We start from the raw sequence: 25160 nt of genomic DNA, 5'->3' as shown, positions 1-25160 counted from the left end.
TCTGCGGCCCTGGGCTGTGGGGCTGACTACTGGGCGTCGTCGAGACCGATGGAGAACGCGGCCTCGTCGTCGCGCTTCGAGTAGCTGCGGAACGCGATGTGCGTGTCGGTGTTCAGCACGCCCGCGACCTTGCTGATCTTGCCGGGCACCAGTGCGGCGAGGTCCTCGTGCTTGCTGACCCGCACCAGCGCGATCAGGTCCACGTCACCGGCACAGGAGTACACCTCGGTGACTCCGTCGATGTCGGCGATCTCCTGCGCGGCCTCGGGAATGCGTTCGGCGGCGGCCTGGATCAGCACGATGGCGGTGACCACGGCGTCCTCCTCGGGTCTGGGCTCCGGTGTCTCAAGCACCCGTAGTCTGCCCTACCGCCTGATCACCTGCGTGAGGACGTCGCCGCTCGCGAGTGCCGAGCTGCGCACGACCTGCGCGTGTCTCTTTGTCGACTTCTCGACTGATATATCGGTCGTAGTCACCCCATTTGACCTGCGCTTACCCTCCTTATGCAAAAAACGTTTGCGGACGTCCGCAAACGTTTTTTGCATAAGGGCCGTGCAACGAGGTGTTCCGGTCAGGCCCAGCGGTCGTGGATGGGGCGGGCGCCCGCGGCTTGTTCGGCCCACGGCACCCACGCCGCGGCGGCGCCGGCGGGGGACGACCACGGCTCGTCCGCGTACACCAGGCGGGTGCCCGGCTGGTCGAGCCAGCGCAGCACGACGGCGGCTTCTTCCGGGGGAGCACCGCGCAGCGGGCCGGGGGTAGGGATGACCGTCTCGGCTGAGGCGACGAGAGCGTCGACCACCGGCATCGGGCGGGTGCCGCGGCGGGCTACTCCGGCGGAGGCGAGGCGGCCGTAGCGCACGACCGAGAACTCCCAGCCGCCTTCGCCGTCGGGTCTGGCGGCCACGAGCTGGGGAAGCGCGGCGAGGGCCGCCAGGCGCTGGGCCCGGTCCAGGGACCGGACCAGGCCCGCCAGGCGGTCGCGCCGGCGGGCGGCCTCCTCGAAGCGTTCAGCCGAGGCCAGGCCGCCGAGCTGGGTGATGAGCGTGCGTAACGGGTCCGCGCTCCTGCCGACGACCAGATCGCGCACGGCGACCACGGCGGGGGAGTACTCGTCGACCGTCTGCCGGCCCGCGCAGGGCGCTTTGCAGCGGTCGAGCTCGGCCAGGGCGCACGGGGAGGCGCGTTGGTTCGTGGCCGGGATCTTGATGGTGCACGAGCGCAGCGGCACGGCGTCCAGCAGCGCGTCCGCGACCGACTCGGCCGCCTTCCGGGTGCGGAACGGGCCCAGCGCGCCGTCCCGGGGGACCTTGACCAGCGAGATCCGGGGGAACGGTTCGTCGGTCAGGGTCAGCCACCAGGCGTGGTGGGGGTTCTTCGAGCGCCGGTTGTACGCGGGGCGGTGTGCGCGCAGCAGTCGCAGTTCGCGCACCTCGGCTTCCAGCGGGTGAGAGCACTCCACGGCGTCGACCCGCACGGCGAGGGCGACCATCTCGCGCAGCCTGCGCCTGCCCTCGCTCGCCGTGAAGTACTGGCGGACCCGGCGCCGCAGGTCTGACGCCGTGCCGACGTAGAGGACCTCCTCCTTCGGCCCGCGGAAGAGGTACACGCCCGGCGTGGACGGCAGGTGGGCGGCCAGCGAGCGTTTGCGGCGTTGTTCCGGTGTGACCTCGGGCAGGTACGCCAGCAGTTCTTCGAGCGAGTGCACGCCCACGTTCCCGACGCGTTCCAACAGCGCGTGCAGCACCTCGACGGTGGTGCGGGCGTCGGCCAGCGCTCGGTGCGTCGGCTTGGTCTCCGTGTGGAACAGGTCCGAGAGCGCCGACAGACGGCACGACGGAGCCTCGTCGCGACTCAGTACCCTCCGTGCGAGCTTCACGGTGCACACGACCGAGGGCTTCGGCCAGCGATAGCCGTGCCGTTCGCAGGCGGCCTTCATGAAGCTGACGTCGAAACCCGAGTTGTGCGCCACCAGGACGGAACCGGCCGCGAACTCCAGGAACGCGGGCAACACCGTCTTCATGGTCGGCGCGCCCGTCACCATCAACTGCGTGATCCCGGTCAGCTGCGCCACCATCGGCGGAATGCCGCGCTGCGGGTCGACGAGCGTGGCGAACTCACCGATGACCTGGCCGCCGCGCACCTTCACCGCGCCGATCTCGGTGACGGCGTCCTCCTCGGCACTGCCGCCCGTGGTCTCCAGGTCGAAGACGACGAACGTCGTGTCGCGCAGGGGCGTCCCGAGCTCGTCGAAGGACAGTTGTCCGGTCACGTGGCTGACGTTAGCGACGGGGTCTGACAATTTTTGGAGCTGATCTTCAGTGGAGCTCTGACCTGCGGTTGCTCCATTGGAGTGGTGATCAGGTGATCTTTTCCAGATCGTTGTTGCGAAGGGCGGACACGTCCGTGCGTTGCTCGAGTGCCGGGGCTCTAGCCTGGTGGGGTGCCCGACCCGATGCCCGAGCCCGAGTTCGACCAGCCTGCCGATGAGGCAGGTGAGTCCGCGGATGATTCCACTGTCGAATCCTCTGTGGACTGGTCGGCCCTGCCGGAGCCGTTGCGGATGCGGCTCGCCGAGCTGGGGGCGGACGCGCTGAGCGAGATGGCGAAGGTCGACGTGCCCCAGCACCTGCGTCCGGTGGCGAAGTTCGCCCCGACCAAGCGCGCTCGTCTGGGCGGTTCTCAGGTCGTGGCCGGCCTGCGGGACTCCGCGAACTTCCGCACCGCCGTGGTCGAGTGGCTGCGCAAGAACAGGCCGTCGACGCTCGAGGTGACCTCACCGGACCCGGTGACGGCGGCCGCCGCGGCCGTGCTGACCGGCGACGAGGTCGCGCTGCACTACGTGGAGCTGGTGACGCGCAGGGTGGGCGACGCGACGCTGCGAGCCGAACGGGACGCGGCCGTCGCCCGCGCGGAACGGCTGGAGAGCGAGCTGGAACGGCTGCGGTCCGAGCGCTCCCAGCTCGACGGTGCCACCGAACGCGTCCGCGCGGATGCCGAGGTCGAGCTGGAACGCCTGCGCAAGCGGTTGCGCGAACAGGGCGTGAAGCTGCGCGAGGCCAAGGACGCCGCCGCGGCCGCCGCCGCCGAGGTGCGCAAGATCGAGGAACGCACCGCGGACGAGGTCAAGCGCCTGTCCGCCGAGCGCGACCGGGAGCGCGATCGCGCCGAGACCGAACGCGGCAAGGCCCAGCGGGCGATCGCCGACGCCGAGGTGGCGCGGCAGTCCGCACGCGAGGCCCGGCAGGCCGACGAGGTGCGGCTCGCACTGCTCGTGGACACCCTCGACGGTGCCGTGACGGGCCTGCGCCGTGAGCTGGCCCTGGGCGAGGGCACCGGGCCGCGTCCCGCCGATCTCGTGCGAGGTGCCAGCGCGTCGCAGGGCGTCGTTGGCCGGGTCGAGGACCCCGCCGCTCTGGACCGGCTGCTGGCGTTGCCCGCGGTGCACCTGGTGGTGGACGGCTACAACGTCACGAAGACCGGCTATCCGGAACTGTCGTTGTCGGATCAACGCGATCGGCTCGTGCACCAGCTGGCCGTGCTGGCCGCGCGCACGGGCGCCGAGGTGACGCTGGTGTTCGACGGCGCCGGGGTGGTGGCCGTGCCCGCGGCTGCTCCTCGTGGCGTCCGCGTGCTCTTCAGCGACCCCGGTGTTCTGGCCGATGACGTCATTCGCGCACTGGTCACGGCGGAGCCCGAGGGGCGGCCCGTGGTGGTGGTGACGTCGGACCGGGCGGTCGCGGACTCGGTGCGCCGCCGTGGCGCGCACCCGGTGCCGTCCGCCGTGCTGCTGGCCCGTCTCGGGCGTGTTTGATCACCCGGTAGCCTGACGCCGTCGATCTTGGCGGTCTTGTTCTGGCGAGGGGGATCGGCGACCTCATGTCGCGCAACTTCACCCGTGGTTTCCTGGTTCTCCTGCTGCTACTCCCGGTCGCTCCGGCGGTGTCCTCAGCCGCGCAGCCGGCCGATCCCGCGCGTGCGTACGCGGATCTGACGGCGCAGGCGACGAAGCTCAACGAGGAGGTCCTGCGCGCGCAGGAGGACCTCGTGCAGCGCAAGGCGGAGCTCGGCAGCGCGACCGCGACGGTGGCGGCGGCGCAGCAGATCGAGCGGCAGGCCAAGCGCGACGAGGAGGATTACCAGGGGCAGGTCGACCTGATCACCCAGGCGTCGTTCGAGGGGGCGCGGTTCAACCAGCTGTCGGCGCTGCTCGTCGCGGACTCGCAGCAGGACTTCCTGACCCGCCTCGAGATGATGAGGGTGCTCGCCTCCGACAAGGCGGAGTCGCTCGCGCGGCTGTCCGCCGCCGTGGAGAAGGCTCGTCAGGCGCACCAGGTGGCGGAGAGCGCGCGGGCACGCGCCGCGGAGACCACCGCGGCGGCCGAGAAGCTGAAGAGCGACCTCGACGCGCGCAACCAGGCGTTGCAGGCGCAGATCAACCAGGTGCGGACGGCGCTGACGCGGCTGCCCGCCCCCGTCGTGAACCAGTTGCGCGACCCCGGCGACCGCTCGCAGGTCAGCGTGCCTTCCGGGACCGCGGGGGCAGCACTGACCTTCGCGCTGGCGCAGCGTGGCGACGAGTACAAGTACGGCGCCACGGGCTTCGACCAGTGGGACTGCGCCGGGCTGACGATGAAGGCGTACGCGGCTGCCGGAGTCACGATTCCGCGCACGTCCGGCGGCCAGGCCGGGGTCGGCCGTGCCGTGTCACGCGGTGAGGTCCGTGCTGGCGACCTGATCGTCTACTACTCGAGCCGGTCGCACGTGGCCATGGCCGTCGACAACGCGCGGGCCGTGCACGCCTCCACCGAGGGCCAGCCGGTGAAGATCGCACCGATCGACGCCATCGGGCCCATCGCGGTGATTCGGCGCATCGAGGGATAGCGTTGCGCCGGTGAGGCACCTCCGGACGTTGCTGGCGGTCACCGTCGCCATGACGTTCCTGCTGGGCGTCAGCGTTGCACTACGGCCCGTTGAGTTGCAGCCGACCGCAACACCCCATTGCAAAGAGGCGGTGCTGACGGCTGCCGCGGGCACTGTGAGCAGCAGTTCTTGTGATGGTGCGCTGGCGTCGCGGGTGGCGGGGTTGCTGGACTCCTCGGTGCGCGAGGTCGCCGATATATTGGATATCAGTTGGGCTCAGCGGGTCGCCGTCGTTGTTCCGGCGACGGACAGCGAGCTCGTGGCGCTCGTCGGGCCCGCGTTCGCGGACATGGCCGGGGTCGCAATCAGGGACGGTTCCGGGCAGCGCGTCGTCCTCAACCGGGTGCGTGCCGCGGCGTTGTCGGACCTGGAACTGGGCGTGCTGCTGCGGCACGAGATCACGCACGTAGCGACGCGTGACCTGACGTCGGACTCGGCCCCGCTGTGGCTGGTCGAGGGGTTCGCGGACTGGGTGGCGTTCCACGGCACGGGGCTGTCGCTCCGTCAGGCCGCGCCGCTGCTGAGATCGGACGTCTCGGCGTTGCCGACCGACTTCGGCGGCTCGGGGCGTGATCTCGCGTACCAGCAGGCGTACTCGATCATGGTCTATCTGGAGTCGCGGCTCGGGGAGCGCGGTGTCGTGGACTTCTTCCTGCGGTACGCGTCGATGTCCGCAGTGGACGCCCGTGCCGTCGACGTGGCGGGCTGGCGTGAGTTCCTGAGAACGACCATCGGATAGCGTTGAGTTTGTGCGCCGAACCCTGCTGGTGACCAACGACTTCCCGCCCCGCCCCGGTGGCATCCAGTCCTACCTGCACGCTTTGGCGACACGCCTGCCCGCGGACTCGCTCGTCGTCTACGCGCCGAAGTGGAAGGGCGCGGAGGAGTTCGACGCCGAACAGCCGTTCCCGGTGGTGCGGCACCCCACGTCGCTGATGCTGCCGACGCCGGACGTCCTCGCCCGCGCGCGTGACATCGCCCGCGCCGAGTCGTGCGAGGCCGCGTGGTTCGGGGCGGCGGCACCGCTGGCGTTGCTGGCGCCGTCACTCGGCCTGAGCCGCTCAGTGGCGTGCACGCACGGGCACGAGGTCGGCTGGTCGATGTTGCCGGTGGCGCGGCAGGCGCTGCGGGCGATCGGGTCCGGAGTGGACGTCGTGACGTACGTCAGCCGCTACACCCGCTCGCGGTTCTCGGCGGCGTTCGGGCCGATGGCGGCGCTGGAGCACCTCCCGTCCGGTGTGGACACCGAGCAGTACCGCCCCGATCCCGCCGCGCGTGCCGAGATGCGCCGCCGGTACGGGCTGGGCGACCGGCCGGTGATCGTGTGCGTGTCGCGCCTGGTGCCGCGCAAGGGCCAGGACGTCCTGATCCGCGCGCTGCCGCTCATCCAGCGCACGGTGCCGGACGCCGCCCTGCTGATCGTCGGCGGCGGACCGTACCGCAGGACGCTCGACAAGATGGCCGCCGGTTCCCGCGACATCGTGCTGACCGGCTCAGTGCCGTGGGAGGAACTGCCCGCGCACTACAACGCCGGCGACGTCTTCGCGATGCCTTGCCGCACGCGCGGCCGTGGCCTCGACGTCGAAGGCCTCGGCATCGTCTACCTCGAAGCCTCCGCGACCGGGCTGCCCGTGGTGGCCGGCCGGTCCGGCGGCGCACCGGAGACCGTGCGCGACGGCATCACCGGCAACGTCGTCGACGGGCTCGACGTCGAGAACGTCGCCGCGCGGATCGCCTCGCTGCTCGCCGATCCCGGGACGGCGGCCAAGATGGGGCGCGCCGGCCGGGAGTGGGTCAGCGACCACTGGCGCTGGGACCAGCTCGCACACCGCCTCGAGAACCTCATCGGCTGACCGGCTGGGAGAGGATCGGCAGCCTATACGGTTCGGGCATGAGCCAGCCGATTCCGTTCACCGACACCAACTTCAAGCTCGCCGTCGTCCAGGAGCTGATGTACAACCAGGGCCTCCTGCCGAGGTTCGACCTCCGCGCGCACGCCGCCGAGCAGGGCTACACCTACGACGCCGGGAGCTTCGAGGCGGTGCCTGAGGCGCTGGCCTACTTCGAGGCGCTCGAGGTCCCCGCCGAGCTCGCGGAGAAGATCACCGAGATCGAGATGGACGGCGGCAACGAGATCTACCTCCAGATCGCGCCGAACTGGGACGGCGAGGACGCGCTGTTCGACGTCGACGAGTTCGCCGACCTGCGGCACTTCCCCAACCTGAAGTCGATGACCCTGTTGTACACGGGCAACGACGAGGCGCTGGAGACGCTGCGTGCCCGCGGGATCGAGGCGGACTGGCTCTGACGGCGTCAGGCGAGTTCGCGGGCCCGGTTCTCCAGAGCGCGCAATCCCAGTTCGGCACTGCGCCGCGCGGCCTGGTCGGCGGCGGAGCGGGAGTCGGCGGGCCGGTCGAGGTCGCGCAGCACCACGGCCAGGTCGATCAGCGCGCGGACCTCGCCCGAGGCGAAGCCGATCCGCCGGGCCGTCGTCAGGGCCTGCTCGAACAGGTCGGCGGCCGTGCCGAAGTCGGACAGGGCGCGGCGGGTCTCGCCGAGCGTGATCCGCACCGACGTCGCCACCTGCTGGTCACCCCCGTCAGCCACGAGGGACAGCGCTCGCGACGCCAGGGACAGAGCGGCGTCGGTGTTGCCGGAAGCGAGTTCCAGGGCGGCGAGGTTCTCCAGGGTCTCGGACTCGCCGGCGGGGACGTTGCCGATCTCCAGGGCGCGTTCGAGGTGGGCGCGGGCCTCGTCGAGACGACCCTGCAGGCGCAGGGCCATGCCCAGGTAGGTGTGGCTGTCGGCGTTGGGCGCGAGGGTCAGCGCCTGCGAGAAGTGCTCGACCGCGCCGTCGATCTCGCCGAGTTCCACGGCGAGCTGGCCGAGGTTGTACAGGCCGGTGCTGACGCTGTCCGCCGGGGCCGAGCGCAGCATCTCCAGGCACCGGACCAGGGTGTCCTTCGCGGCGACCAGGTCTCCCGAGCGGCGGTGCACGAGGCTGAGGTTGTTCAGCGCGCCCGCCTCGGCGTCCTTGTCGCCCAGGGCCCGGTACAGCTCGATGGCGTGGTCGTGGTGCTCGACGGACCGCGCGTACTCGCCCAGCCGCAGGTAGAGGGTGCCGAGGTTCGCGTGCATCGCGGCCTCGGCCGGGCGGTGTGCGGACTTCTGGGCTGCCTGCAGGCCGTGGTGCGCCGTCGCCAGCCACTCACCGACGTGCTGGCCGATCCAGAGGTAGCCGCGCAGCGCGTCCGCCAGTTGCCAGGCCATCACCACCGGGCCGTGCTCGGCCGCGTGCCGGATGGCGGCGATCAGGTTCGGGCGTTCCGCGTCGAGCCACGCGAGGGCCTCGGCCGACGTCGAGATCCGCGGCGCCGGACCCGTCGGTGACGACGGCAGCCGCACTATTCCGGGGTAGAGCAGCTCGGCGCAGCGCTCGACGCCGCGCAGGTAGTGGTCGAGCAGTGCCGTCCACGACGCCTGCTGCTCTGACGGGCTGTCCGCCTCTTCGCGCAAGGTGGCGGCGTAGCGGACCAGCTCGTCGTGGAACCGGTAGCGGCCGGGAACCGGGGACACCACCAGCCGCGCGATCGCCAGCACCGTCAGCAGGCCGTCGGCGTCCACGTCGGCCAGCGCGGACGCGGCCTCCGGCGTGAAGTCCGGCCCCGGTACCAGCGACAACAGTCGGAACAACCGCTGCGGCGCGGGCGGCAGGGCGGCGTAGGCGAGCTCGATCGGCGAGCCGGAGATCGTCACGCCGTCGCGCCCGGCCAGGTAGGCAGCCGCCACGCGCAACGCCAGCGGCAGGTGCCCGCACCGCGCCGCCAGCTCCGCGTGATCACCCGGCCCGAGCAGCTTCTCCAGCAACGACTCGGACTCCGCCGCCGGGAACACGTCCACCTGCACGGTCCGGGCGCCGTTCATCGCGATCAGCCCGCGCAGGTCGTCCCGCGACGTCACGATCACCCGGCACGACGCCGTGCCCGGCAGCAACGGCCGCACCTGGTCCGGCGCGGAGGCGTTGTCGAGCACCAGCAGCATCCGCCGTCCCGACAGCAGCGACCGCAGCATGGTGCTCTGCTCGTCCGCGTCCGGCGGGATCTCGTCCGGCGGCACGCCCAGCGCCCGCAGGAACCGCGACAGCACGTCCACCCCGTCCGCGGGCGCCCCCAGCGCGTACCCGCGCAGGTCGACGTAGAGTCGCCCGTCCGGGAACCGGTCCCGCAGCAGGTGCGCCACGTGCACCGCCAGCGTCGTCTTGCCCACCCCTGGCTGTCCCGCGAGCGTCACGATCGGCACCGACCCGCCGGAGATCAGCCCGGAGACCCGCTCCACGTGCCAGGACCGCCCGGTGAAGTCCGCGATGTCGTCGGGCAGCTGCATCGGCGACGGCGGCGCGCGTTCCGGCTCCCGCGCCACCACCGGCGCCGCCAGCTCCGGTGCGCCCATCAGGATCGCCTGGTGCAACGACCGCAGCTCTTCCGACGGGTCGATGCCCAGCTGCTCGTCGAGCGTCCGGTCGAGCTGCCGGAACGCCTCCAGCGCCTCCGCCTGCCTGCTGCAGCGGTACAGCGCGAGCATCAGCTGCGCCCAGAACCGCTCCCGCAACGGGTGGTCCCGCGTCAGCCCGAACAGCTCCGGCACCAGGTCCGCGTGGTTGCCCAGCGCGAGCTCCACGTCGATCCGCTGCTCGTGCACCCTCATCAGCAGCTCGGTCAACCGCGGCGCGTGCTCCGAGTACAACGTCTCCGACGGCACGTCCGACAGCACCGGCCCGCGCCACAGGTCCAGGGCTTCCGCGAACGCTTTCCGCGCCGTGACCAGGTCGGACGACGACGAGGCCGCACGTCCGCGAGCCGCCGCGTCAGCGAAGCGATGGGCGTCCACGGCCAGCGGGTCCACCCGCATCCGGTAGCCGTCCGCGGCCGTCTGGATCAGCGACGGATCACCCAGAGCCGCCCGCAGCCGCATCACGTACGTCTGCAACGTCCCACGCATGCGCGCAGGCGGTGTGTCCCCCCACACGTGCTCGACGAGTTCCGTCACGGGAACGACGCGGTTCGGCCGCAGCAGCAACGCCGCCAGCAACGCCCGGTGCTTGCCCGCCCGCAACACGACGGCGGAGCCGCCCAGGCGTACTTCCAGCGGGCCGAGCAGCCGGAACTGCGGACCCGAAGCCATTGCCAACCCCTCGCGCGAACCAGATCTACCCCGTCTGACTCACACCCTATTAGCGCGCTGTCGCCGGGTGACATCGGCGCGTCAGCGATACGTCAGCGCCGTACGGCAATCTTCTTCATGTCCCGGTCGGGGGGCCGGGGCAACACACTTCTCGGGTTCCGCGGAAAGTTCGCGGATCACGATCGCTGGGGGTCGAAAGGCCCAGGAGCACTCTCTAGCTCCTGGGCCTTTCGCGCATTCGACCTGCTGTTACTTCGCGTAGATCGCGTCGATGTCGGACGAGAAGGTCGTCGCCACGACGGAGCGCTTCAGCTTCAGCGACGGCGTCATCTCGCCGCCCGCCTCCGTGAAGTCGACCGGCAGCACACGGAACTTGCGGATCGCCTCGGCCTTGGACACCGACTTGTTCGCGTCGTCCACCACGGCCTGGATCTCGGCCAGCAGGTCCGCGTCCTCGATCAGGTCGGGGACCTCGGCCGACGCCGGCTTGCCGTGCGACTCCTTCCACGCCGGGAAGAACTCCGGGTCGATCGTGATCAGCGCGCCGATGAACGGCTGCTTGTCACCGACGACCATGCACTGCGAGATCAGCGGGTGCGCCCGGATCCGGTCCTCGAGCTGCGCGGGGGAGACGTTCTTGCCACCGGCGGTGACGATGATCTCCTTCTTGCGGCCCGTGATCTTCAGGAACCCGTCGCCGTCGAGCTCGCCGATGTCACCGGTGTGGAACCAGCCGTCCTCCAAGGCCTCCTTGGTGGCGGCCTCGTTGTTCCAGTAGCCGGTGAACACGATGTCGCCCTTGATGAGGATCTCGCCGTCCTCGGCGATCTTCACCGACGTGCCGGGCACCGGCAGGCCGACCGTGCCGACCTTCTCCTGGCCGCGGAACGTCACGCACGCCGCCGCCGACGTCTCGGTCAGGCCGTAGCCCTCGTAGACCGGGATGCCCGCACCGCGGAAGAAGTGCGACAGCCGGGCACCCAGCGGAGCACCACCGGAGACCGCCGCGATCGCGCGACCGCCCAGGGCGGCGCGCAGCTTCGTGAACACCAGCTTGTCGAACACGGCGTGCTTGATCCGCAGGCCGAGGCCAGGACCGCCGTTGTCGAGCGCGGTGCTGTACGCGACCGAGGTGGCCTCGGCGGCGTCGAAGATCTTGCCCTTGCCGCCGGCGTGCGCCTTCTGCTTCGCGCCGTTGTAGACCTTCTCGAACACGCGCGGCACCGCGACGACGAACGTCGGGCGGAACTGGCCCAGGTCGGAGACGAGGTCCTTCACGTCGGCCGTGTGACCGATGGTGACCCGCGAGTACACGCAGGCCACGGCCAGTGCACGCGCCAGGATGTGCGCCAGCGGCAGGAACAGCAGCAGCGAGTTGCCGGCCGTGAGGATCTCCGGGAACCGCGACAGCGCCGACCGCACCTCGGCCAGCAGGTTGCGGTGCGTCAGGGTGCAGCCCTTGGGACGGCCGGTGGTGCCGGACGTGTAGACCAGCGTCGCCGTGTGCTCCGCCTTCACCTGCCCGCGGCGCTCGTGCACCTGCTCGTCGGTGATCTCGGCACCGAGCGCGGTCAGTTCGTCGACCGCGGCGGCCGCTCCGTCGATCTGCCACACGTGGCGCAGTTCGGGGAGCTTGCCGACGACGTCGTCGACCATCGCTCGGTGCGAGGACGCTTCGACGAACACCGCCGTCGCGCCCGAGTCGGACAGGATCCACTCGATCTGGTCCGCCGACGACGTCTCGTAGATGGGCACCACGACGCCGCCCGCCGCCCAGATGGCGAAGTCGAGCAACGACCACTCGTAGCGGGTCTTGGAGACCAAGCCGACCCGGTCGCCGAGCTCCAGCCCGGCTGCGACCATGCCTTTTGCCACTGCCATGACCTGCGCGGCGAAGTCACGCGCGGTGATGTCGACCCAGGTGCCGTCGATCTGCCTGCGGAAGCTGACGGCGTTGCCGAAGCGCTCCGCGTTGGCCCACACCATGTCGGTGAGGTTTTCCTCCGGAGCCACTGCGGCCGTGGCGGGGACGCTGAACTCGCGCACGTCAACCTCCGTACGGTGAAATGTTACTGGTGGGGAAACCTAGCGTGTGATTCCGGCGATACAAAGGCTGGTACGCCCTTCCGTTACCTTTTGTCCTCATGGCCAGCGTGGACGTCGTCGACGAGACTTTCCTCGCGGTACCACCCGGAGTGGTCGCCGCCGCCTTCAGCTCGCCCTCCTCGTGGCGGGAGTTCTGGCCTGATCTGGAGCTCGCCGTCTACGCCGACAGGGGTGACGAGGGCCTGCGCTGGACGGTCGGAGGCGCGCTCGTCGGCACCATGGAGATCTGGCTCGAGCCCATGCTCGACGGCACCGTGCTGCACTACTTCCTCCGCGCTGATCCGCCCTCGGGGTCCCTCACACCGCGCAACGCCCGCCGTGAGGTGCAGCGGCGTCAGCTCGACGCGAAGTCGGTCTCGCTCGGGCTCAAGCTGACCCTGGAGGACGGTCGTCCGGCCGGCTGCCCGCCGCACGGGTGATCTTGCTTGACGCGCGTCTCGCAGCACACCTCCATGCGGCGTCAACTAAGTTGGAACCGTGCGGGTTCACGTGGTTTCCGATGTGCACGGCAACGCGGAGGCGCTCGCGCGCGCCGGTGACGGTGCGGACGCCCTCGTCGTGCTCGGCGACCTGATCGACTTCGTCGACTACCACGACCATTCCAAGGGGATCCTCGGCCGCGTCTTCGGCGCCGAGAAGGTCGGGATCTTCGCCGAGCTGCGACGCGGCACCAGACGCGCGGACACGGCGAGCTACATCCGGTCGCTGTGGGACGGTCTCGCCGACGCCCGTTCCGTGGTCGAGGAAGCGGTGCTGGAGCAGTACCACGCGTTGTTCAGCGCCATGTCCGCGCCGACGTACGCGACACCGGGCAATGTGGACAGTCCGCACCTGTGGCCGCAGTTCGCCGGAGCGGGCGTGCACGTCCTCGACGGTGAGGCCGCGGAGATCGGCGGGCTCAGGTTCGGCTTCGCCGGCGGCGGGCTGATGGTGCCCGGACTGGTCCGCAACCCCGACGCGCCGTGGTTCCCGTACCTGCGCACGGAGCAGGACATGGCGTCGGCGCTCGACCGGATGGGGCAGGTCGACGTGCTGTGCACGCACATCCCGCCCCTCGTCCCGGAACTGACCTACGACGTCGTCGCGCGCCGTCCCGAGTGGGGTTCACGGGCCGCGCTGGAGAAGATCCAGCGCGAACGGCCGCGCTGGTCGGTGTTCGGCCACGTGCACCAGCCCCTGGCCCGGCGCGTGCGCGTGGGCTACACCGAGTGCGTCAACGTCGGGCACTTCCAGCGCAGCGGCAAGCCTCACGTCCTGAATTGGTAGCCACGCGAGTAACCTCCACGTCTATGGCCGACGAGTCCACTCAGTCCATCGTCATCGACGCTCCGCCTGAGAAGATCATGGCGATCATCGCGGACTTCCCGTCGTACCCGGACTGGGCGAACGGGATGAAGGAAGTCGAGGTCCTCGGCACCCGCGACGACGGCCGTGCCGAGCAGGTGCGGTTCGCGATCGACCAGGGTCCCGTCAAGGACGAGTACACCCTGAAGTACGACTGGGCCGCCGACGGTCTGTCGGTGAAGTGGGAACTAGTCAAAGGCACCATGCAGAAGGCGCAGCAGGGCAGCTACGTCCTCACGCCGTCCGGCACCGGCACCAAGGTCACCTACACGCTGTCGGTGCAGCTGGTGATCCCGATGATCGGGCTGTTCCGCCGCAAGGCCGAGAAGATGATCCTCGACACCGCTCTCAAGGAACTCAAGAAGCGCGCGGAGAAGGCGGCTTGAGCCGGGTCCTGCTCTTCACCGGCAAGGGCGGGGTCGGCAAGACGACGCTGTCGGCCGCGACGGCCGCCTCGCTGGCCGCGCACGGCCGCAAGGCGCTCGTGGTCTCCACCGATCCCGCGCACTCGCTGGGCGACGCGCTCGACGTGCGTCTCGGCGCCGAACCGTCCGAAGTGGACGGCGCGGCCGGCTTGTTCGCCTGCCAGATCGACCCGCGCGGCCTCGTCGACGAGGCGTGGGGCGACCTGCGCGGGCACCTGCGGACCGTGCTGGCGGGCGCCGGCGTCGACGAGCTCGACGCCGAGGAACTGACCGTGCTGCCGGGCGTCGAGGAGCTCCTCGCGCTGGCGGAGGTGCGGCGGCTCGCCGCGTCCGGGCCGTGGGAGGTCGTGGTCGTCGACTGCGGGCCGACCGCGGAGACGTTGCGGCTGCTGTCGCTGCCCGAGGCGTTCGCGGGCTACCTCGAACGGCTCTTCCCCACCCACCGGCGCGTGGTGCGCGGGCTCCTCGCGGGTGTCGCGGGCACCGGGTCCGTCGAGAAGTGGGACGCGACGGCCGACGCGCTGAGCCGCCTCGCCGAGCGGCTGGACGCGTTGCGCTCGATGCTCGCGGACTCGTCGTCGTGCTCGGTGCGGCTCGTGCTGACGCCTGAACGCGTCGTCGCCGCCGAGACCCGCCGCACGCTGACGGCGTTGGCGCTGCAGGGAATCCGGGTCGACAGTGTGATCGCGAACCGGCTGGTGCCCTCGCCGGGTGCCGCGCGCGGTGCCGCCGCCTCCTGGCTGCGCACCCGCCGGCAGGAGCAGGACGCCGTGCTGGCCGAACTGACCGGGATCGGCGAGATCCGCACGGTCGACCACCGCGCGTCGGAGCCCGTGGGCGTGCCGGCGCTGCTGGAGGTCGCCGAGCAGCTCTACGGCGATTCGGACCCGCTGCCGGGTGCGGCGGTGTCGGAGTCGTTGCTGGAGGTGTCGGGCAGCGGGCGCGGACTCGACGCCCGGTACTCGCTGCGGATCGCGTTGCCGCTGTCCGACGACACGGAGCTGGACCTCGCGCGCGTGAGCGACGACCTGGCGCTGACCGTCGACGGCCGGCGCCGGCTCGTGGCGCTGCCGTCGTTGTTGCGGCGCTGCATCGTCACCGGTGCGGAGATGGACTCGGGTGGCGTGACGGTGGGATTCCGGCCGGACCCGTCCCTGTGGCGCTGATCAGGAGCTAGTAGATGACCCAGGACAACACCGGCAAGCTCGCCGAGGAGCTGCGGCTGCTCATCGACACGGCCGCCGAGCGCATGCAGCCGTGGCTGCAGCGCGTCTCCGAGGCCGGCGACGGCACGCACACGCCCGAGACGTGCGGATGGTGCCCGTTGTGCAACGGCGTGGCCCTGCTGCGCGGCGACCGCTCCGAACTGGCCGCGAAGGCCGCCGAACACGCGGCGGGCCTCGTCGCGGTGCTGCGGGCGGCCCTGCGCGAGCCCGGCACCCCGCAGCCGTCACCGCCCGCCGGGGACGAACCGGCTCCCGACGCCGGGCAGCGCGTGCAGCACATCAAGGTCGTCAGGAAGTCCGAATAGTGCTCACCGTCGGAGTGGACATCGGTGGCACCAGCGTGCGCGCCGGTGTCGTGGACCCGCGCGGCTCGGTCCTGGACACCTCACGCGCCCCCACGCCCGCGGGCGAACGCGCCCTCGAAGACGCGATCGTCGCCGCCGTGGAGGAGGTGGCGGACCGCCACACCGTGAGCGCCGTCGGTCTCGCCGTGGCGGGCTTCATCGCCTCAGACCGCCGCACGGTCCGTTTCGCGCCCCACCTGGCGTGGCGGCAGGCGGACGTGGCCGACCGCATGAGCGACCGCCTGGGCATGCCGGTCGTCCTGGAACACGACGCGAACGCCGCCGCCCTGGCCGAACACCGCTTCGGCGCGGCCCAGGGGGCCAAGACCGCCGTCCTCGTCGCCATCGGCACGGGCATCGGCGCCGCGCTGCTGCTCAACGGCGAGGTCTTCCGCGGCGCCTACGGCGTGGCCCCCGAACTGGGCCACCTGCGCGTCGTCCCCAACGGCCGCCCTTGCCCGTGCGGCAAGAACGGCTGCTGGGAGCGCTACTGCAGCGGCACGGCCCTGAGCGCGACCGCCGTCGAACTGCTCGCCAAGCACCCCGGCGTCTCGACCGTCCTGGCCCGCGAGGCGGCAGGCGACTCCCGAGCGGTGACCGGCCGCCGGGTGGCCGGGGCCGCCCGCGACGGCGACCCGCTGGCCAAGCGCGCGATGGCCGACCTGGCCCGCTGGCTCGGCGAGGGCCTGGCGCTGGTCGCCGACGTCTACGACCCCGAGGTGATCGTCATCGGGGGAGGCGTGTCGACCTCGGCACCGCTGTTCCTCGACGACGCCCGCGAGCACTACTCCGCCGTGGTGACGGGAGCCGGCCACCGGCCCCTGGCCCGCATCCGCACCGCCCAGCTCGGTGACGACGCGGGCATCGTGGGCGCGGCGACCCTGGCTCGCGAGATGGCGGGCCAGTTGGCCTCACGAGCCAAGAACCACTCGCGCCGCGCCTAGCTCTTGAGCGGGTCGTTGCCCCAGTTCATCAGCGAGTGGCGCCAGCGGCTGTCCTCGACGTCGCCGGAGGGCCGCTGTGCGAGGTGGCGATGCACGTAACCGACGACCTTGCGCATGTGCTGGTAGTCGCTGTCGGTCAGGTCGTCGCGCTTCGTCTTCAGCAACGTGACGATGCGGCGGCCTGACGCGTGCCCGGTCGACTCCCCGGACGACTTGTCGCCGACCTCCTTGGACTCGTCGGTGCCGAGCCACTTCTCCAGCTCCGACGCGGTCATGTTGACCGCCTCGCCGAAGTCCTTCCGGATCTGCTCGTGGTCGTCGCTCACTGGTGTCCTCCTCCTGGACGGATCGACTCGTCCGGTCGGGGGTACCCCGCGGGCATGACGAAGCATCCTTACAAGCCAGGCGACGAGGTCGAGTGGTCGAGCCACGGCTCGAAGACCCACGGCGAGGTGAAGGAAGAGATCACCACGGAGAAGGAGGCGGCGGGGCGCAAGGTGAAGGCCTCGAAGGAGGAGCCCCAGTACCGCGTGGAGAGCGCGAAGAGCGGCAGGGACGCGGTCCACAAGCCGGAAGCGCTGAAGAAGAAGAAATGAGTGTTCGCGGCGAGCTCGTCGGGGTTGTTCGCTCGCCGCGAACACTCGGTCTGAGGGAGCTAGCGGCCGAGCAGGCGCAGGATACGCGGACGACGGCGCTTGGCCGCGTCCTTCTTGCTCAGGGTCGCCATGGCACGGGCCATCATCAGGTGCTGCATCTGGTCCATGTCCCACACGGTAGGCATGACCCAATCGTTATCTGAAGGTTTGAGTGGCCGTTATCACGTCGTTATCAACGAAGTCGTGACGTGTCACACCTGCGCGCCGTCGTCCCATCCCGAGTCCGGCGGAGGGGAGTTGCGCATGCGCAGGATCAGCCAGCCGACGCCCGCGCACAGTGCCACCAGCGACAGCGGCGTGCCGATCCGCGACTGCAGCCCGAAGATGCCGGGCGCGACCAGCAGCAGGATGCCCAGCACGAACAGCCCGAGGGCCGCGAGGGTCGAGGCGCGCAGCACCGGGAACGGCGGCGGCTCCGGCGGGACGTAGTGGTCCTCGTCGGCCGGATCACGGCGTTCGGGCTCGTCGGCAGGGTCCGGTGCCGGATCTTCCGCCACGACGGTGCGTGGCCCGGGCTCGTCGTGCCCGGTCGCCGTGTTCGTCTCCGGGCCCACCTCGTCGAGGTCGAGCCAGTCCTTGCCGACCCCGTCCCGTTCGAGACCCGCGACGATCTCGGCAAAGAGCTCGTCGACGTTCTCCGGTCCGTCGGTCGAGTCGCGCCGGGCGTTCATCCAGAGCCTCTCCACAAAGCCGCAACCCTCTGACCCCTCATCGTTGCACGGTCGCGATGTGTTGCGGGTTACGGCAGTCGGCTCAGTCACGTTCTCAGGAACGTTCCCGCTACGTCCCGGTCGCGCGTATCCGGCACGGCCGTGACGCACTAACCCGGGACTCGTTGTGTGAGGTGCGGTCGGCTCCGTAGGCTGATTGTCGGGATCAAGGTCCGCGGGGTCTTAAGGGAGGCGCTTCCCAAGGTGCTGTACTGGTTGATGAAGCACGTCCTCCTGGGACCGATTCTGCGGCTGTTCTTCCAGCCGAAGATCATCGAGGGCGCCGAGAACATCCCGAAGGACGGCGGAGCCATCCTGGCGAGCAACCACCTCGCCGTCTCCGACTCGTTCTTCCTGCCGCTGATGCTGTCGCGGCGCGTCACGTTCCCGGCGAAGATCGAGTACTTCACCGGCACGGGCCTCAAGGGCAGGCTGCAGAAGTGGTTCTTCACCGGCGTCGGCCAGGTGCCGATCGACCGGTCCAGCGCGTCCGCCGCGCAGGGAGCGCTCGACACCGGTGTCCGGATCGTGCGCGAGGGCAAGCTGCTGGGCATCTACCCCGAGGGCACGCGTTCGCCCGACGCCCGTCTCTACAAGGGCAAGGTCGGCGTCGCGTGGATCGCGCTGGAGTCCGGCGCGCCGGTCATCCCCGTGGCGATGTTCGGCACGGACAAGGCGAACCCCATCGGCTCCAGGATGTGGAAGCCGCACCCGATCCGCATCAAGATCGGCAAGCCGCTCGACTTCTCCCGCTACGAGGGCCTGTCCGGCGACAGGTTCGTGCTGCGGTCGATCACCGACGAGATCATGTACGCGTTGATGGAGCTCTCCGGCCAGGAGTACGTCGACGTCTACGCGTCGAAGGCCAAGGAGCTGCCCGCCGCGCCGGAACAGGGCGGGAAGGGCGACCGGGTGCCCGAGAAGAAGGCGAGCTGACCGCACCCCTAGGGTGTCGCGGTGCGGTTTTTCTACGACTGTGAGTTCATCGAGGACGGGCTGACGATCGACCTCGTGTCGATCGGTGTGGTCGACGAGGAAGGCCGCGAGTTCTACGCCGTGTCCACCGAGTTCGACCCCGATCGCGCGGGGCCGTGGGTGCGGCAGAACGTCCTCAACCAGCTGCCCTCGCCCGCGGACAAGGCGTGGCGCAGCCGCGAGCGCATCCGCGAGGACCTGCTCGACTTCCTCGGCGCCCGCAACGCGGCGCGCGACGAAATCGAGCTGTGGGCCTGGTTCGCCGCCTACGACCACGTGGCGCTGGCGCAGCTGTGGGGTGCGATGCCGGCGTTGCCGCGCTCGCTGCCCCGGTTCACCCGTGACCTGCGCCAACGCTGGGACGACGTCGGCCGCCCCAAGCTGCCGGCCCCTCCGGTGGACGCGCACGACGCTCTCGCCGACGCGCGGCACAACCTCGCGCGCTGGAAGGTGATCGAGGAACAGCGGCTCAAAATCGGTTTTCCCGTCCGGTAAGTGAGACCCGCGTTGCTGCACCGATACAGCTCGTGACAGTCTGCGTGACACAGAACACGAGAGATGGGGAAGCAGATGCGCATCGGTGTGCTCACTGGCGGTGGTGACTGCCCCGGTCTGAACGCCGTGATCCGGGCCGTGGTCCGCAAGGGCATCAAGGCACACGGCTGGGAGATCGTCGGGTTCCGCAACGGGTGGCAGGGCCCGATCGAGAACCTCACCAAGTCGATCGACCTCGCGGACGTCGAGGAGATCCTCACCCGCGGTGGCACGATCCTGGGCTCGTCGCGCACGAACCCCTACAAGGTCGAGGGCGGTGTCGACCGGATCCGCGAGACCATCGCGGAGAACCAGGTCGACGCCATCATCGCGATCGGCGGCGAGGACACCCTCGGTGTCGCCAAGCGCCTCACCGATGACGGCATCGGCGTCGTCGGTGTGCCGAAGACGATCGACAACGACCTCGGCGCCACGGACTACACGTTCGGCTTCGACACGGCCGTCCACATCGCGACCGAGGCCATCGACCGCCTGCGCACCACGGCCGAGTCGCACCACCGTGCGCTCGTCGTCGAGGTCATGGGCCGTCACGCGGGCTGGATCGCGCTGCACTCCGGTCTCGCCGGTGGCGCGAACGTCATCCTCGTCCCGGAGCGCCCGTTCAGCGTCGACAAGGTCGTCGAGCACGTCGAGCGCCGCTTCGAGAGCGAGTTCGCCCCGATCATCGTCGTCGCCGAGGGTGCGATCCCCGAGGGCGGCGCCGAGGTGCTGCACTCCGGTGAGCGCGACGCCTTCGGTCACGTCCGCCTCGGTGGCGTCGGCCAGTGGCTCGCGGAGGAGATCGCGGACCGCACCGGCAAGGAGTCCCGCGCGGCCGTCCTCGGCCACATCCAGCGCGGTGGCACCCCGACCGCCTACGACCGCGTCCTCGCGACCCGCTTCGGCCTGCACGCCGTCGACGCCGTCGCCGCCGGCGACTTCGGCACCATGGTCGCGCTGCGCGGCACGGACATCGTCCGCGTGAAGCTGTCGGAGGCGACGGCCGAGCTCAAGACGGTTCCGACCGAGCGCTACGAAGAGGCCGAGGTCTTCTTCGGCGCCTGATCTGGCCCCTGACCTGGCCTTATCTGGCAATATCCAATATCCGATATATCGCTTATGCAAAAGACGTTTGCGGACGACCGCAAACGTCTTTTGCATAAGGGGCGAAGTCCCGCTCGCTGGGACTCGCGCTGTGACCCGGCTCTCGCTGACTGCGATGGTGAATTCACCATCCGTTGAGCAGTTGAGGGAGACCCGATGAGCGACGCGCGAGTCGTCCTGCCCGAGCCGGACGCGGACGAGACAGGGCCTTACACCCACCTCGGGTTCGCGACGGCCAAAGCCGGTTGTGAGGACGAGGTCGAGGCGTTGATCCTCGGCCTCGTGGAGCCGTTGCGCGCCGAAGAGGGCTCGATCGAGTTCCACGTCCACCGCGACCGCGCGGACCGGTCGCAGTTCGTGATCTACGAGATGTTCCGGTCGAAGCAGGACCTGGAGAAGCACCTCGCCGAGCCGTACGTCCAGGAGTTCGTCCGCGCGATCGGGCCGCTCGTGCGGGGACCGCTGGTCCAGCAGTTCCTGCGCATGTCCAGCGACCTGCCGGCGGTGAGGTGAACCGTGGGCCTGCTGATCTTCGCCGTCGTCGCGCTGCTCTTCCTGCTCGCCCGCAGGACGTGGGGCCGGCTCACCGGCAACCCGCTGCCCCAGGTCACCGCTCGTCCCGGCGGCAACTTTCTGGCGGGCCTCGGCAAGTCGAGGACGCGTGCGAAACCGATGGTCGCCCCGCCGAAGCCCACCGGGCCGCGGCTGGCCCGGTACGACTGCGACGTGCTCGTCGTCGGCGCAGGTCCGAGCGGCTTGATGACGGCGGCGCTGCTGGTGCGCCAGGGCGTGAAGGTGTGCGTGGTCGACGCCGGCGCCGGCCCCGCCACGGAATCGAGGGCGTTCGCCGTCCAGGCGCGCACCATCGAGTTGTTCCGCAGCATCGGGCTCGCGAACGAGCTGCTGGAACGCGGCGTCGTCACCACCGGGATCCGGTTCCACATCAGGGGCAGGCACGTCGGCGGCCTCGACTTCGACCGCGCGAAGGCGGCGACCACGCCGTACCAGTTCATCCTGATGGCGCCGCAGTCCGAAGTGGAGGAGGTGCTGCTCAGGGACCTCGCGCGGCACGGCGTCACGGTGCGCCGCGGCACGAGGCTCACCCAGCTCCACCAGACCGAGGACGCGGTCACCGCGCTGGTCGGAGAGCGCACGGTCACTGCCCAGTACGTCGTGGGAGCGGACGGGGCACACAGCACCGTCCGGCAGCAGCTCGGGATCACATTCGACGGCGACAAGTACGGCCAGCGCTATCTCCTGGCCGACTGCAAGGTCGAGTGGCCGCTCGACCACGCGCACTTCCGGGTGTTCGTGAACCGCGACCGCATCGGCCTGTTCCTGCCCCTGAAAGGCGCCGAGACGTCCAGGGTGATGGTCACCGACTTCGGTGATCCGGCGGCGGACTTCGACCTGGAGAACCTCCAGGCGGAGCTGCGCAGGGCGATGAGCCTGCCCGTCACCCTCAGCGCGCCGATCTGGACCAGTCGCTACCAGGTCCACCTGCGCGGCGTCGACGACTACCGGCGCGGCAGGGGATTCCTCGTCGGCGACGCCGCCCACATCCACTCCCCGGCGGGCGGCCAGGGCATGAACACCGGCCTGCACGACGCCGCCAACCTCGCGTGGAAGCTCGCGGTGGCGATCAACGACGGCGTGGACCTGCTCGACACCTACTCCGCCGAACGGCATCCGGCGGGCGTCAGGCTGCTGAAGTTCACCGACCGCCTCTACCGGGTCGCGGCGGGCCTGCGCGGCTGGCAGGCGTGGCTGCGCGACACCGCCGGGCCGTTCCTGCTCGGACGGATGTCGGCGGCCCCGATCCCGCACCGCAAGTCGTTCCAGCGCCTCTCGCAGATCAGCCTCGGCTACCGGCCGAGCGACATCAACGTCAACGAGTTGCTCTACTCGCTGCACGGACCGCAGGCGGGCCAACGGGTCCCGGACGCCAGGATCAACGACCGCGTGCAGGTGTTCGACCTGCTGCAGGGCTACCGGCTGCACGTGATCGCGTTGTCCCGCAGGCACCTCACCGGCGACGAGATCACCTCGCACACGGCGGCGCTGGCCGGGCTCGACGTCGTGCACCACCTCGTCGCCCGCGTCGAGGCCAGAGGAGATGCCCGCGTGCACCGGGCCGACTCGGCGCAGGTGTTCGAGCACTACGGCCTCACCGAACCGGATTCGCAGGCCCTGTACGTGGTCCGTCCGGACGGTCACATCGCCTGGCGCTGCGACGAACTCGACTTCGAGGCCTGCCGGCGGTTCCTCACGAGGCTCCGAAGCCCTGCCGCACACCAGGTCCAAGCCGCATGACAGAAGAGGGGCCCGGCGAACCGGGCCCCTCTTCTCATGCCATCGCCGGCGTCATGTCCATGTGCACGCGGTAGTCGGTGATCTCGTCCCCGGACATCCAGATCACCGTCACACAGGGCAGTGCGAGCTGTTTCCCGTCCGGCGCCTCGGTCTCGATGGTGAACCGGCAGAACAGCTGGTCCCCGACCTCCGCGACCTGGTCGACCACGTGCCGCACCCACGGCAACGCTCCGGCGGCACCCGCGGTCGCCGCGATCACGGCGTCCCTGCCGATCAGCGGCTCGTTGTTGCCGAAGACGTAGGTGGCATCGGCAGCGAACCACGCACCGAACGCCTCCGCGTCACCGGAATCCACGGCGGCGCACATCCGCCGCACCATCTCGGCTCGGCTCATGGCTTCTTCTGCAGCGAAAGCCCGTGCTGCACCATGATCTCCGCGACCAGCTTCATGTCACGCGGTCCCGGCGGCAGTTCGGACAACGCCTGGTAGTAGTTCTCCAGCCCCGGCGGCGACACGACGGCCACGACGCGCGTCTCCACGTCGAACGGGTTGTGGAACATGTGCGGCACCCCGCGCGGCATCAGCAGTGAATCGCCCGGCCCCAGCACGTGTTCCTCGCCGTCCAGCTCGACCACGACCCGTCCCTGCACGCACGTGAACAGCTCGTCCTCGCGGGAGTGGACGTGCGTGGGCGGCCCGCCGAGGTTCGGCGGCACGACGTACTCGAACAGCGAGTAGGCGCCCTTGGTGTCCGCGCCGGTCAGTCGTGTGTAGATGCCCAGGCCGATCGCGCCGACGTTCGTGCCCTCACCGCTGCGGTAGACGTGGTGCTTCACGGGGGTTTCCATGGTCTCCAACCTCGATTCGACTGAGACGGGCGAGCAGTTGGGGCGTGACCTTGCGGTACGCCGAGGGCGCGACGGGGTTGAGCCAGTGCGACGCGCGGGTCGCCCGGCCGATCTGCAGGCCGAGGTCCGCCAGCACCTCGTCGGCGTTCTTCAACGAGAACGGGATGATCTTCGTGCCACGGCAGTGGTGCTTGTTCGTCGCGGTGTCCATGAACGCGAGCTGCGCCGTCACATCCGCTCGGCGCGCGGCGGCGTCCGGCAGCGAAAGCGCTCCCACCAGGTCGGCCGCGATCCACAGCGCCGCCATCTCGGCGTTGAGCGGGCTGAAGAACGACGAGTTGTAGCCGTTGAAGTACAGACCGGGCACACCGATCGGCTGGATCTGCCGGTAGAGCGCGAAGTTGCCGCGCTCGTCGAACAACCGCGCCTGCACCTCTGCGGGCAGGAACGGCACGCCCTGCGTGAAACCCGTGGCGCAGACGATCAGGTCGGCGGGCAGCACCGAACCGTCCGAGAGCACCGCGCCACCGGCCTTGAGCCGGGCGATGGTCATGTCGCGGTGCACGCGGATCGCACCCGACTCGACGCCCTCGAAGAACCCTTCGGTGACCAGGCCGATGGCGCCCTTGACGATGTCCTCCATCTGCCCGGACGGCACCAGGCCGTGCCGCGCCAGCCCGAACTGCCTGACCGACACCGACCCGAGCGAGTTGAGCATCGAACGCCGCATGCCGTTCGCCGGGCCGTGCAGGAACTTCTCGAACCCGCGCAGGAAGCGGTAGCGGAACAGCGCCTCGCCCATGCGGGTCAGCAGCAGCATCTTGAAGTTCACGACACCGGCGATCTTGCGCGGAACCTTCCACAGCAACTGCCGCGCGATGATGTCCGTGCTCGCGGCGACACCGCTGATCGGCACCGTCACGTCGCACGCCGACTTGCCGTATCCGACGACGAGCGCGTGCTTGTCCCGCGCCTCCTCGACGTCGAGGAACTCGGTGCCCGCGAGCACCCGTCCGCCCGCCGCCTCGAACTCGTCACGGCCGGGGAACGCCGGCACGGAGGGTTCGCAGAACACACCGTTGGCCACGACGACGCGGTCGTAGCGATACGTCGTGCCGGTGTGCGTGGTCAGCTCCCACCCGCCGTCGACGGGCACCACGGACGTCACCGTCGTTTCCAGGCGCAGGCACGCGTCGACACCGAAGTGCCACGTGTACGCCTCCAGGTACGACTGCACCTGCTTGCCGGTCGGCCACTCCGGCAAGTCCTTCGGCATCGGGAAGTCCGAGAACGAGTACTGGGCCTTCGGGCTCTGCGTGGTGAGACCGGGGTAGCGCCTCGTGCGGCTCCACACGCCGCCGACGTCCGGTGTCCGGTCGAACACCTCGACCTCGTGCCCTGCCTGCAGCAGCACCTTGGCGGTGGTGAGGCCGGCGACTCCGGCACCGATGATCGCGACTCGCATCCTGGTCCTCCTGAGTGAGGATGTGACGGACCACACTGTGGAGCGCTCCCGTGACGGCGAC

General features: G+C 70.2%; 27 protein-coding genes. 17 read left to right on the top strand and 10 right to left on the bottom strand.

The window, feature by feature from the left end; translation table 11 throughout:
- Positions 1 to 26: 26 nt before the first annotated feature.
- Both LX88_RS27740 and LX88_RS27735 read right to left on the bottom strand, forming a co-directional pair.
- The gene (locus LX88_RS27740; RefSeq protein ID WP_030465012.1) at positions 27 to 314 is read right to left on the bottom strand and encodes an Lrp/AsnC family transcriptional regulator; all 288 of its coding nucleotides are present in this window, start codon (positions 312 to 314) and stop codon (positions 27 to 29) included.
- Positions 315 to 571: 257 nt separating this feature from the next.
- Positions 572 to 2272 carry a DEDD exonuclease domain-containing protein gene (locus LX88_RS27735; protein WP_258950724.1) on the bottom strand — a complete coding sequence of 567 codons (1701 nt, stop codon included), beginning with the start codon at positions 2270 to 2272 and terminating at the stop codon, positions 572 to 574.
- Between the two features lie 183 nt (positions 2273 to 2455).
- Here LX88_RS27735 and LX88_RS27730 point away from each other — a divergent pair, with 183 nt between their 5' ends.
- The 5 genes from LX88_RS27730 to LX88_RS27710 all read left to right on the top strand — a co-directional run bounded on the left by LX88_RS27730 (position 2456) and on the right by LX88_RS27710 (position 7231).
- Entirely contained in the window at positions 2456 to 3814 is a 1359-nt protein-coding gene (locus tag LX88_RS27730; RefSeq protein ID WP_372511438.1) for an NYN domain-containing protein, read from the top strand.
- Between the two features lie 65 nt (positions 3815 to 3879).
- Complete coding sequence (locus LX88_RS27725) at positions 3880 to 4884, top strand: C40 family peptidase (RefSeq protein ID WP_258950723.1); 1005 nt, start codon at positions 3880 to 3882, stop codon at positions 4882 to 4884.
- 10 nt (positions 4885 to 4894) lie between these two features.
- Positions 4895 to 5662: a basic secretory family protein gene (locus LX88_RS27720; protein ID WP_258950722.1), complete on the top strand. Its 768-nt coding sequence runs from the start codon at positions 4895 to 4897 to the stop codon at positions 5660 to 5662.
- A gap of 10 nt (positions 5663 to 5672) precedes the next feature.
- A complete protein-coding gene (locus tag LX88_RS27715; protein ID WP_258950721.1) occupies positions 5673 to 6776 on the top strand; it encodes a glycosyltransferase family 4 protein in 1104 nt (367 codons plus the stop codon).
- 38 nt (positions 6777 to 6814) lie between these two features.
- Complete coding sequence (locus LX88_RS27710) at positions 6815 to 7231, top strand: DUF6892 domain-containing protein (protein WP_258950720.1); 417 nt, start codon at positions 6815 to 6817, stop codon at positions 7229 to 7231.
- A gap of 5 nt (positions 7232 to 7236) precedes the next feature.
- Here the strand turns inward: LX88_RS27710 and LX88_RS27705 are convergent, their stop codons facing one another.
- Entirely contained in the window at positions 7237 to 10104 is a 2868-nt protein-coding gene (locus LX88_RS27705; RefSeq protein ID WP_258950719.1) for an AfsR/SARP family transcriptional regulator, read from the bottom strand.
- A 249-nt stretch (positions 10105 to 10353) separates the two neighbouring features.
- Entirely contained in the window at positions 10354 to 12150 is a 1797-nt protein-coding gene (locus tag LX88_RS27700) for an AMP-dependent synthetase/ligase (RefSeq protein ID WP_258950718.1), read from the bottom strand.
- A gap of 98 nt (positions 12151 to 12248) precedes the next feature.
- Here LX88_RS27700 and LX88_RS27695 point away from each other — a divergent pair, with 98 nt between their 5' ends.
- From LX88_RS27695 to LX88_RS27670, 6 genes are read left to right on the top strand one after another with little or no spacing between them, the layout of a single operon-like run.
- Positions 12249 to 12629, top strand: a complete 381-nt coding sequence (locus LX88_RS27695; protein ID WP_258950717.1) for a polyketide cyclase / dehydrase and lipid transport — start codon at positions 12249 to 12251, stop codon at positions 12627 to 12629.
- Between the two features lie 58 nt (positions 12630 to 12687).
- On the top strand, positions 12688 to 13476 hold the full coding sequence (locus tag LX88_RS27690; protein WP_258950716.1) for a metallophosphoesterase family protein: 789 nt from the start codon (positions 12688 to 12690) through the stop codon (positions 13474 to 13476).
- 23 nt (positions 13477 to 13499) lie between these two features.
- Positions 13500 to 13940, top strand: coding sequence for an SRPBCC family protein (locus LX88_RS27685; protein WP_258950715.1), 441 nt, complete (start codon positions 13500 to 13502; stop codon positions 13938 to 13940).
- Complete coding sequence (locus tag LX88_RS27680; RefSeq protein WP_258950714.1) at positions 13937 to 15145, top strand: ArsA family ATPase; 1209 nt, start codon at positions 13937 to 13939, stop codon at positions 15143 to 15145. The genes LX88_RS27685 and LX88_RS27680 overlap by 4 nt, the downstream gene beginning before the upstream one ends.
- A gap of 14 nt (positions 15146 to 15159) precedes the next feature.
- Positions 15160 to 15510, top strand: a complete 351-nt coding sequence (locus tag LX88_RS27675; RefSeq protein ID WP_258950713.1) for a hypothetical protein — start codon at positions 15160 to 15162, stop codon at positions 15508 to 15510.
- Positions 15510 to 16493 carry an ROK family glucokinase gene (locus tag LX88_RS27670; RefSeq protein ID WP_258950712.1) on the top strand — a complete coding sequence of 328 codons (984 nt, stop codon included), beginning with the start codon at positions 15510 to 15512 and terminating at the stop codon, positions 16491 to 16493. Before LX88_RS27675 ends, LX88_RS27670 begins: the two co-directional genes overlap by 1 nt.
- On the opposite strand, the gene LX88_RS27665 is transcribed toward LX88_RS27670, so the two are convergent.
- Positions 16490 to 16819 (bottom strand): DUF3140 domain-containing protein, encoded by a 330-nt coding sequence (locus tag LX88_RS27665; protein WP_258950711.1) that lies wholly within the window; start codon positions 16817 to 16819, stop codon positions 16490 to 16492. The two genes, LX88_RS27670 and LX88_RS27665, sit on opposite strands and share 4 nt — an antisense overlap.
- A gap of 54 nt (positions 16820 to 16873) precedes the next feature.
- Between LX88_RS27665 and LX88_RS27660 the strand changes: the two genes are divergently transcribed.
- Positions 16874 to 17089, top strand: a complete 216-nt coding sequence (locus tag LX88_RS27660; protein WP_090073183.1) for a hypervirulence associated TUDOR domain-containing protein — start codon at positions 16874 to 16876, stop codon at positions 17087 to 17089.
- A 59-nt stretch (positions 17090 to 17148) separates the two neighbouring features.
- On the opposite strand, the gene LX88_RS27655 is transcribed toward LX88_RS27660, so the two are convergent.
- Complete coding sequence (locus tag LX88_RS27655) at positions 17149 to 17274, bottom strand: hypothetical protein (RefSeq protein ID WP_258950710.1); 126 nt, start codon at positions 17272 to 17274, stop codon at positions 17149 to 17151.
- Between the two features lie 66 nt (positions 17275 to 17340).
- On the bottom strand, positions 17341 to 17835 hold the full coding sequence (locus LX88_RS27650) for a hypothetical protein (RefSeq protein ID WP_258950709.1): 495 nt from the start codon (positions 17833 to 17835) through the stop codon (positions 17341 to 17343).
- 228 nt (positions 17836 to 18063) lie between these two features.
- On the opposite strand from LX88_RS27650, the gene LX88_RS27645 reads away from it, so the two are divergent.
- From LX88_RS27645 to LX88_RS27625, 5 genes are all read left to right on the top strand, one after another.
- Positions 18064 to 18795, top strand: coding sequence for a lysophospholipid acyltransferase family protein (locus LX88_RS27645; protein ID WP_258950708.1), 732 nt, complete (start codon positions 18064 to 18066; stop codon positions 18793 to 18795).
- A gap of 21 nt (positions 18796 to 18816) precedes the next feature.
- Positions 18817 to 19329 carry a polyadenylate-specific 3'-exoribonuclease AS gene (locus LX88_RS27640; RefSeq protein ID WP_090073187.1) on the top strand — a complete coding sequence of 171 codons (513 nt, stop codon included), beginning with the start codon at positions 18817 to 18819 and terminating at the stop codon, positions 19327 to 19329.
- 75 nt (positions 19330 to 19404) lie between these two features.
- Positions 19405 to 20433, top strand: coding sequence for a 6-phosphofructokinase (locus LX88_RS27635; protein WP_258950941.1), 1029 nt, complete (start codon positions 19405 to 19407; stop codon positions 20431 to 20433).
- Positions 20434 to 20628: 195 nt separating this feature from the next.
- A complete protein-coding gene (locus LX88_RS27630; RefSeq protein ID WP_258950707.1) occupies positions 20629 to 20985 on the top strand; it encodes a putative quinol monooxygenase in 357 nt (118 codons plus the stop codon).
- Positions 20986 to 20988: 3 nt separating this feature from the next.
- Positions 20989 to 22785: an FAD-dependent monooxygenase gene (locus LX88_RS27625; RefSeq protein ID WP_258950706.1), complete on the top strand. Its 1797-nt coding sequence runs from the start codon at positions 20989 to 20991 to the stop codon at positions 22783 to 22785.
- Positions 22786 to 22819: 34 nt separating this feature from the next.
- Here LX88_RS27625 and LX88_RS27620 read toward each other — a convergent pair whose 3' ends face one another.
- From LX88_RS27620 to LX88_RS27610, 3 genes are read right to left on the bottom strand one after another with little or no spacing between them, the layout of a single operon-like run.
- The gene (locus LX88_RS27620; protein ID WP_258950705.1) at positions 22820 to 23179 is read right to left on the bottom strand and encodes a nuclear transport factor 2 family protein; all 360 of its coding nucleotides are present in this window, start codon (positions 23177 to 23179) and stop codon (positions 22820 to 22822) included.
- A complete protein-coding gene (locus LX88_RS27615; RefSeq protein ID WP_258950704.1) occupies positions 23176 to 23634 on the bottom strand; it encodes a cupin domain-containing protein in 459 nt (152 codons plus the stop codon). Before LX88_RS27615 ends, LX88_RS27620 begins: the two co-directional genes overlap by 4 nt.
- On the bottom strand, positions 23594 to 25099 hold the full coding sequence (locus LX88_RS27610; protein WP_258950703.1) for a flavin-containing monooxygenase: 1506 nt from the start codon (positions 25097 to 25099) through the stop codon (positions 23594 to 23596). The genes LX88_RS27615 and LX88_RS27610 overlap by 41 nt, the downstream gene beginning before the upstream one ends.
- Positions 25100 to 25160: the final 61 nt, after the last annotated feature.

It is taken from the genome of Lentzea californiensis, from assembly GCF_024648825.1.
GTDB classification, from domain to species: Bacteria; Actinomycetota; Actinomycetes; order Mycobacteriales; family Pseudonocardiaceae; genus Lentzea; species Lentzea californiensis.
Note: the sequence above shows the minus strand (reverse complement) of the source record. Positions and strands in the feature narration are given on the sequence as shown.

Excerpts from the sequence above, each read along its gene's own strand:
- LX88_RS27730 (WP_372511438.1), top strand. The coding sequence starts at position 2,456 with ATGCCCGAGCCCGAGTTCGACCAGCCTGCCGATGAGGCAGGTGAGTCC.
- LX88_RS27710 (WP_258950720.1), top strand. The coding sequence starts at position 6,815 with ATGAGCCAGCCGATTCCGTTCACCGACACCAACTTCAAGCTCGCCGTC.
- LX88_RS27660 (WP_090073183.1), top strand. The coding sequence starts at position 16,874 with ATGACGAAGCATCCTTACAAGCCAGGCGACGAGGTCGAGTGGTCGAGC.
- LX88_RS27630 (WP_258950707.1), top strand. The coding sequence starts at position 20,629 with ATGAGCGACGCGCGAGTCGTCCTGCCCGAGCCGGACGCGGACGAGACA.
- LX88_RS27610 (WP_258950703.1), bottom strand. The coding sequence starts at position 25,099 with ATGCGAGTCGCGATCATCGGTGCCGGAGTCGCCGGCCTCACCACCGCC.
- LX88_RS27635 (WP_258950941.1), top strand. The coding sequence starts at position 19,405 with ATGCGCATCGGTGTGCTCACTGGCGGTGGTGACTGCCCCGGTCTGAAC.
- LX88_RS27705 (WP_258950719.1), bottom strand. The coding sequence starts at position 10,104 with ATGGCTTCGGGTCCGCAGTTCCGGCTGCTCGGCCCGCTGGAAGTACGC.
- LX88_RS27620 (WP_258950705.1), bottom strand. The coding sequence starts at position 23,179 with ATGAGCCGAGCCGAGATGGTGCGGCGGATGTGCGCCGCCGTGGATTCC.
- LX88_RS27615 (WP_258950704.1), bottom strand. The coding sequence starts at position 23,634 with ATGGAAACCCCCGTGAAGCACCACGTCTACCGCAGCGGTGAGGGCACG.
- LX88_RS27655 (WP_258950710.1), bottom strand. The coding sequence starts at position 17,274 with ATGCCTACCGTGTGGGACATGGACCAGATGCAGCACCTGATGATGGCC.
- LX88_RS27675 (WP_258950713.1), top strand. The coding sequence starts at position 15,160 with ATGACCCAGGACAACACCGGCAAGCTCGCCGAGGAGCTGCGGCTGCTC.
- LX88_RS27685 (WP_258950715.1), top strand. The coding sequence starts at position 13,500 with ATGGCCGACGAGTCCACTCAGTCCATCGTCATCGACGCTCCGCCTGAG.
- LX88_RS27725 (WP_258950723.1), top strand. The coding sequence starts at position 3,880 with ATGTCGCGCAACTTCACCCGTGGTTTCCTGGTTCTCCTGCTGCTACTC.
- LX88_RS27695 (WP_258950717.1), top strand. The coding sequence starts at position 12,249 with ATGGCCAGCGTGGACGTCGTCGACGAGACTTTCCTCGCGGTACCACCC.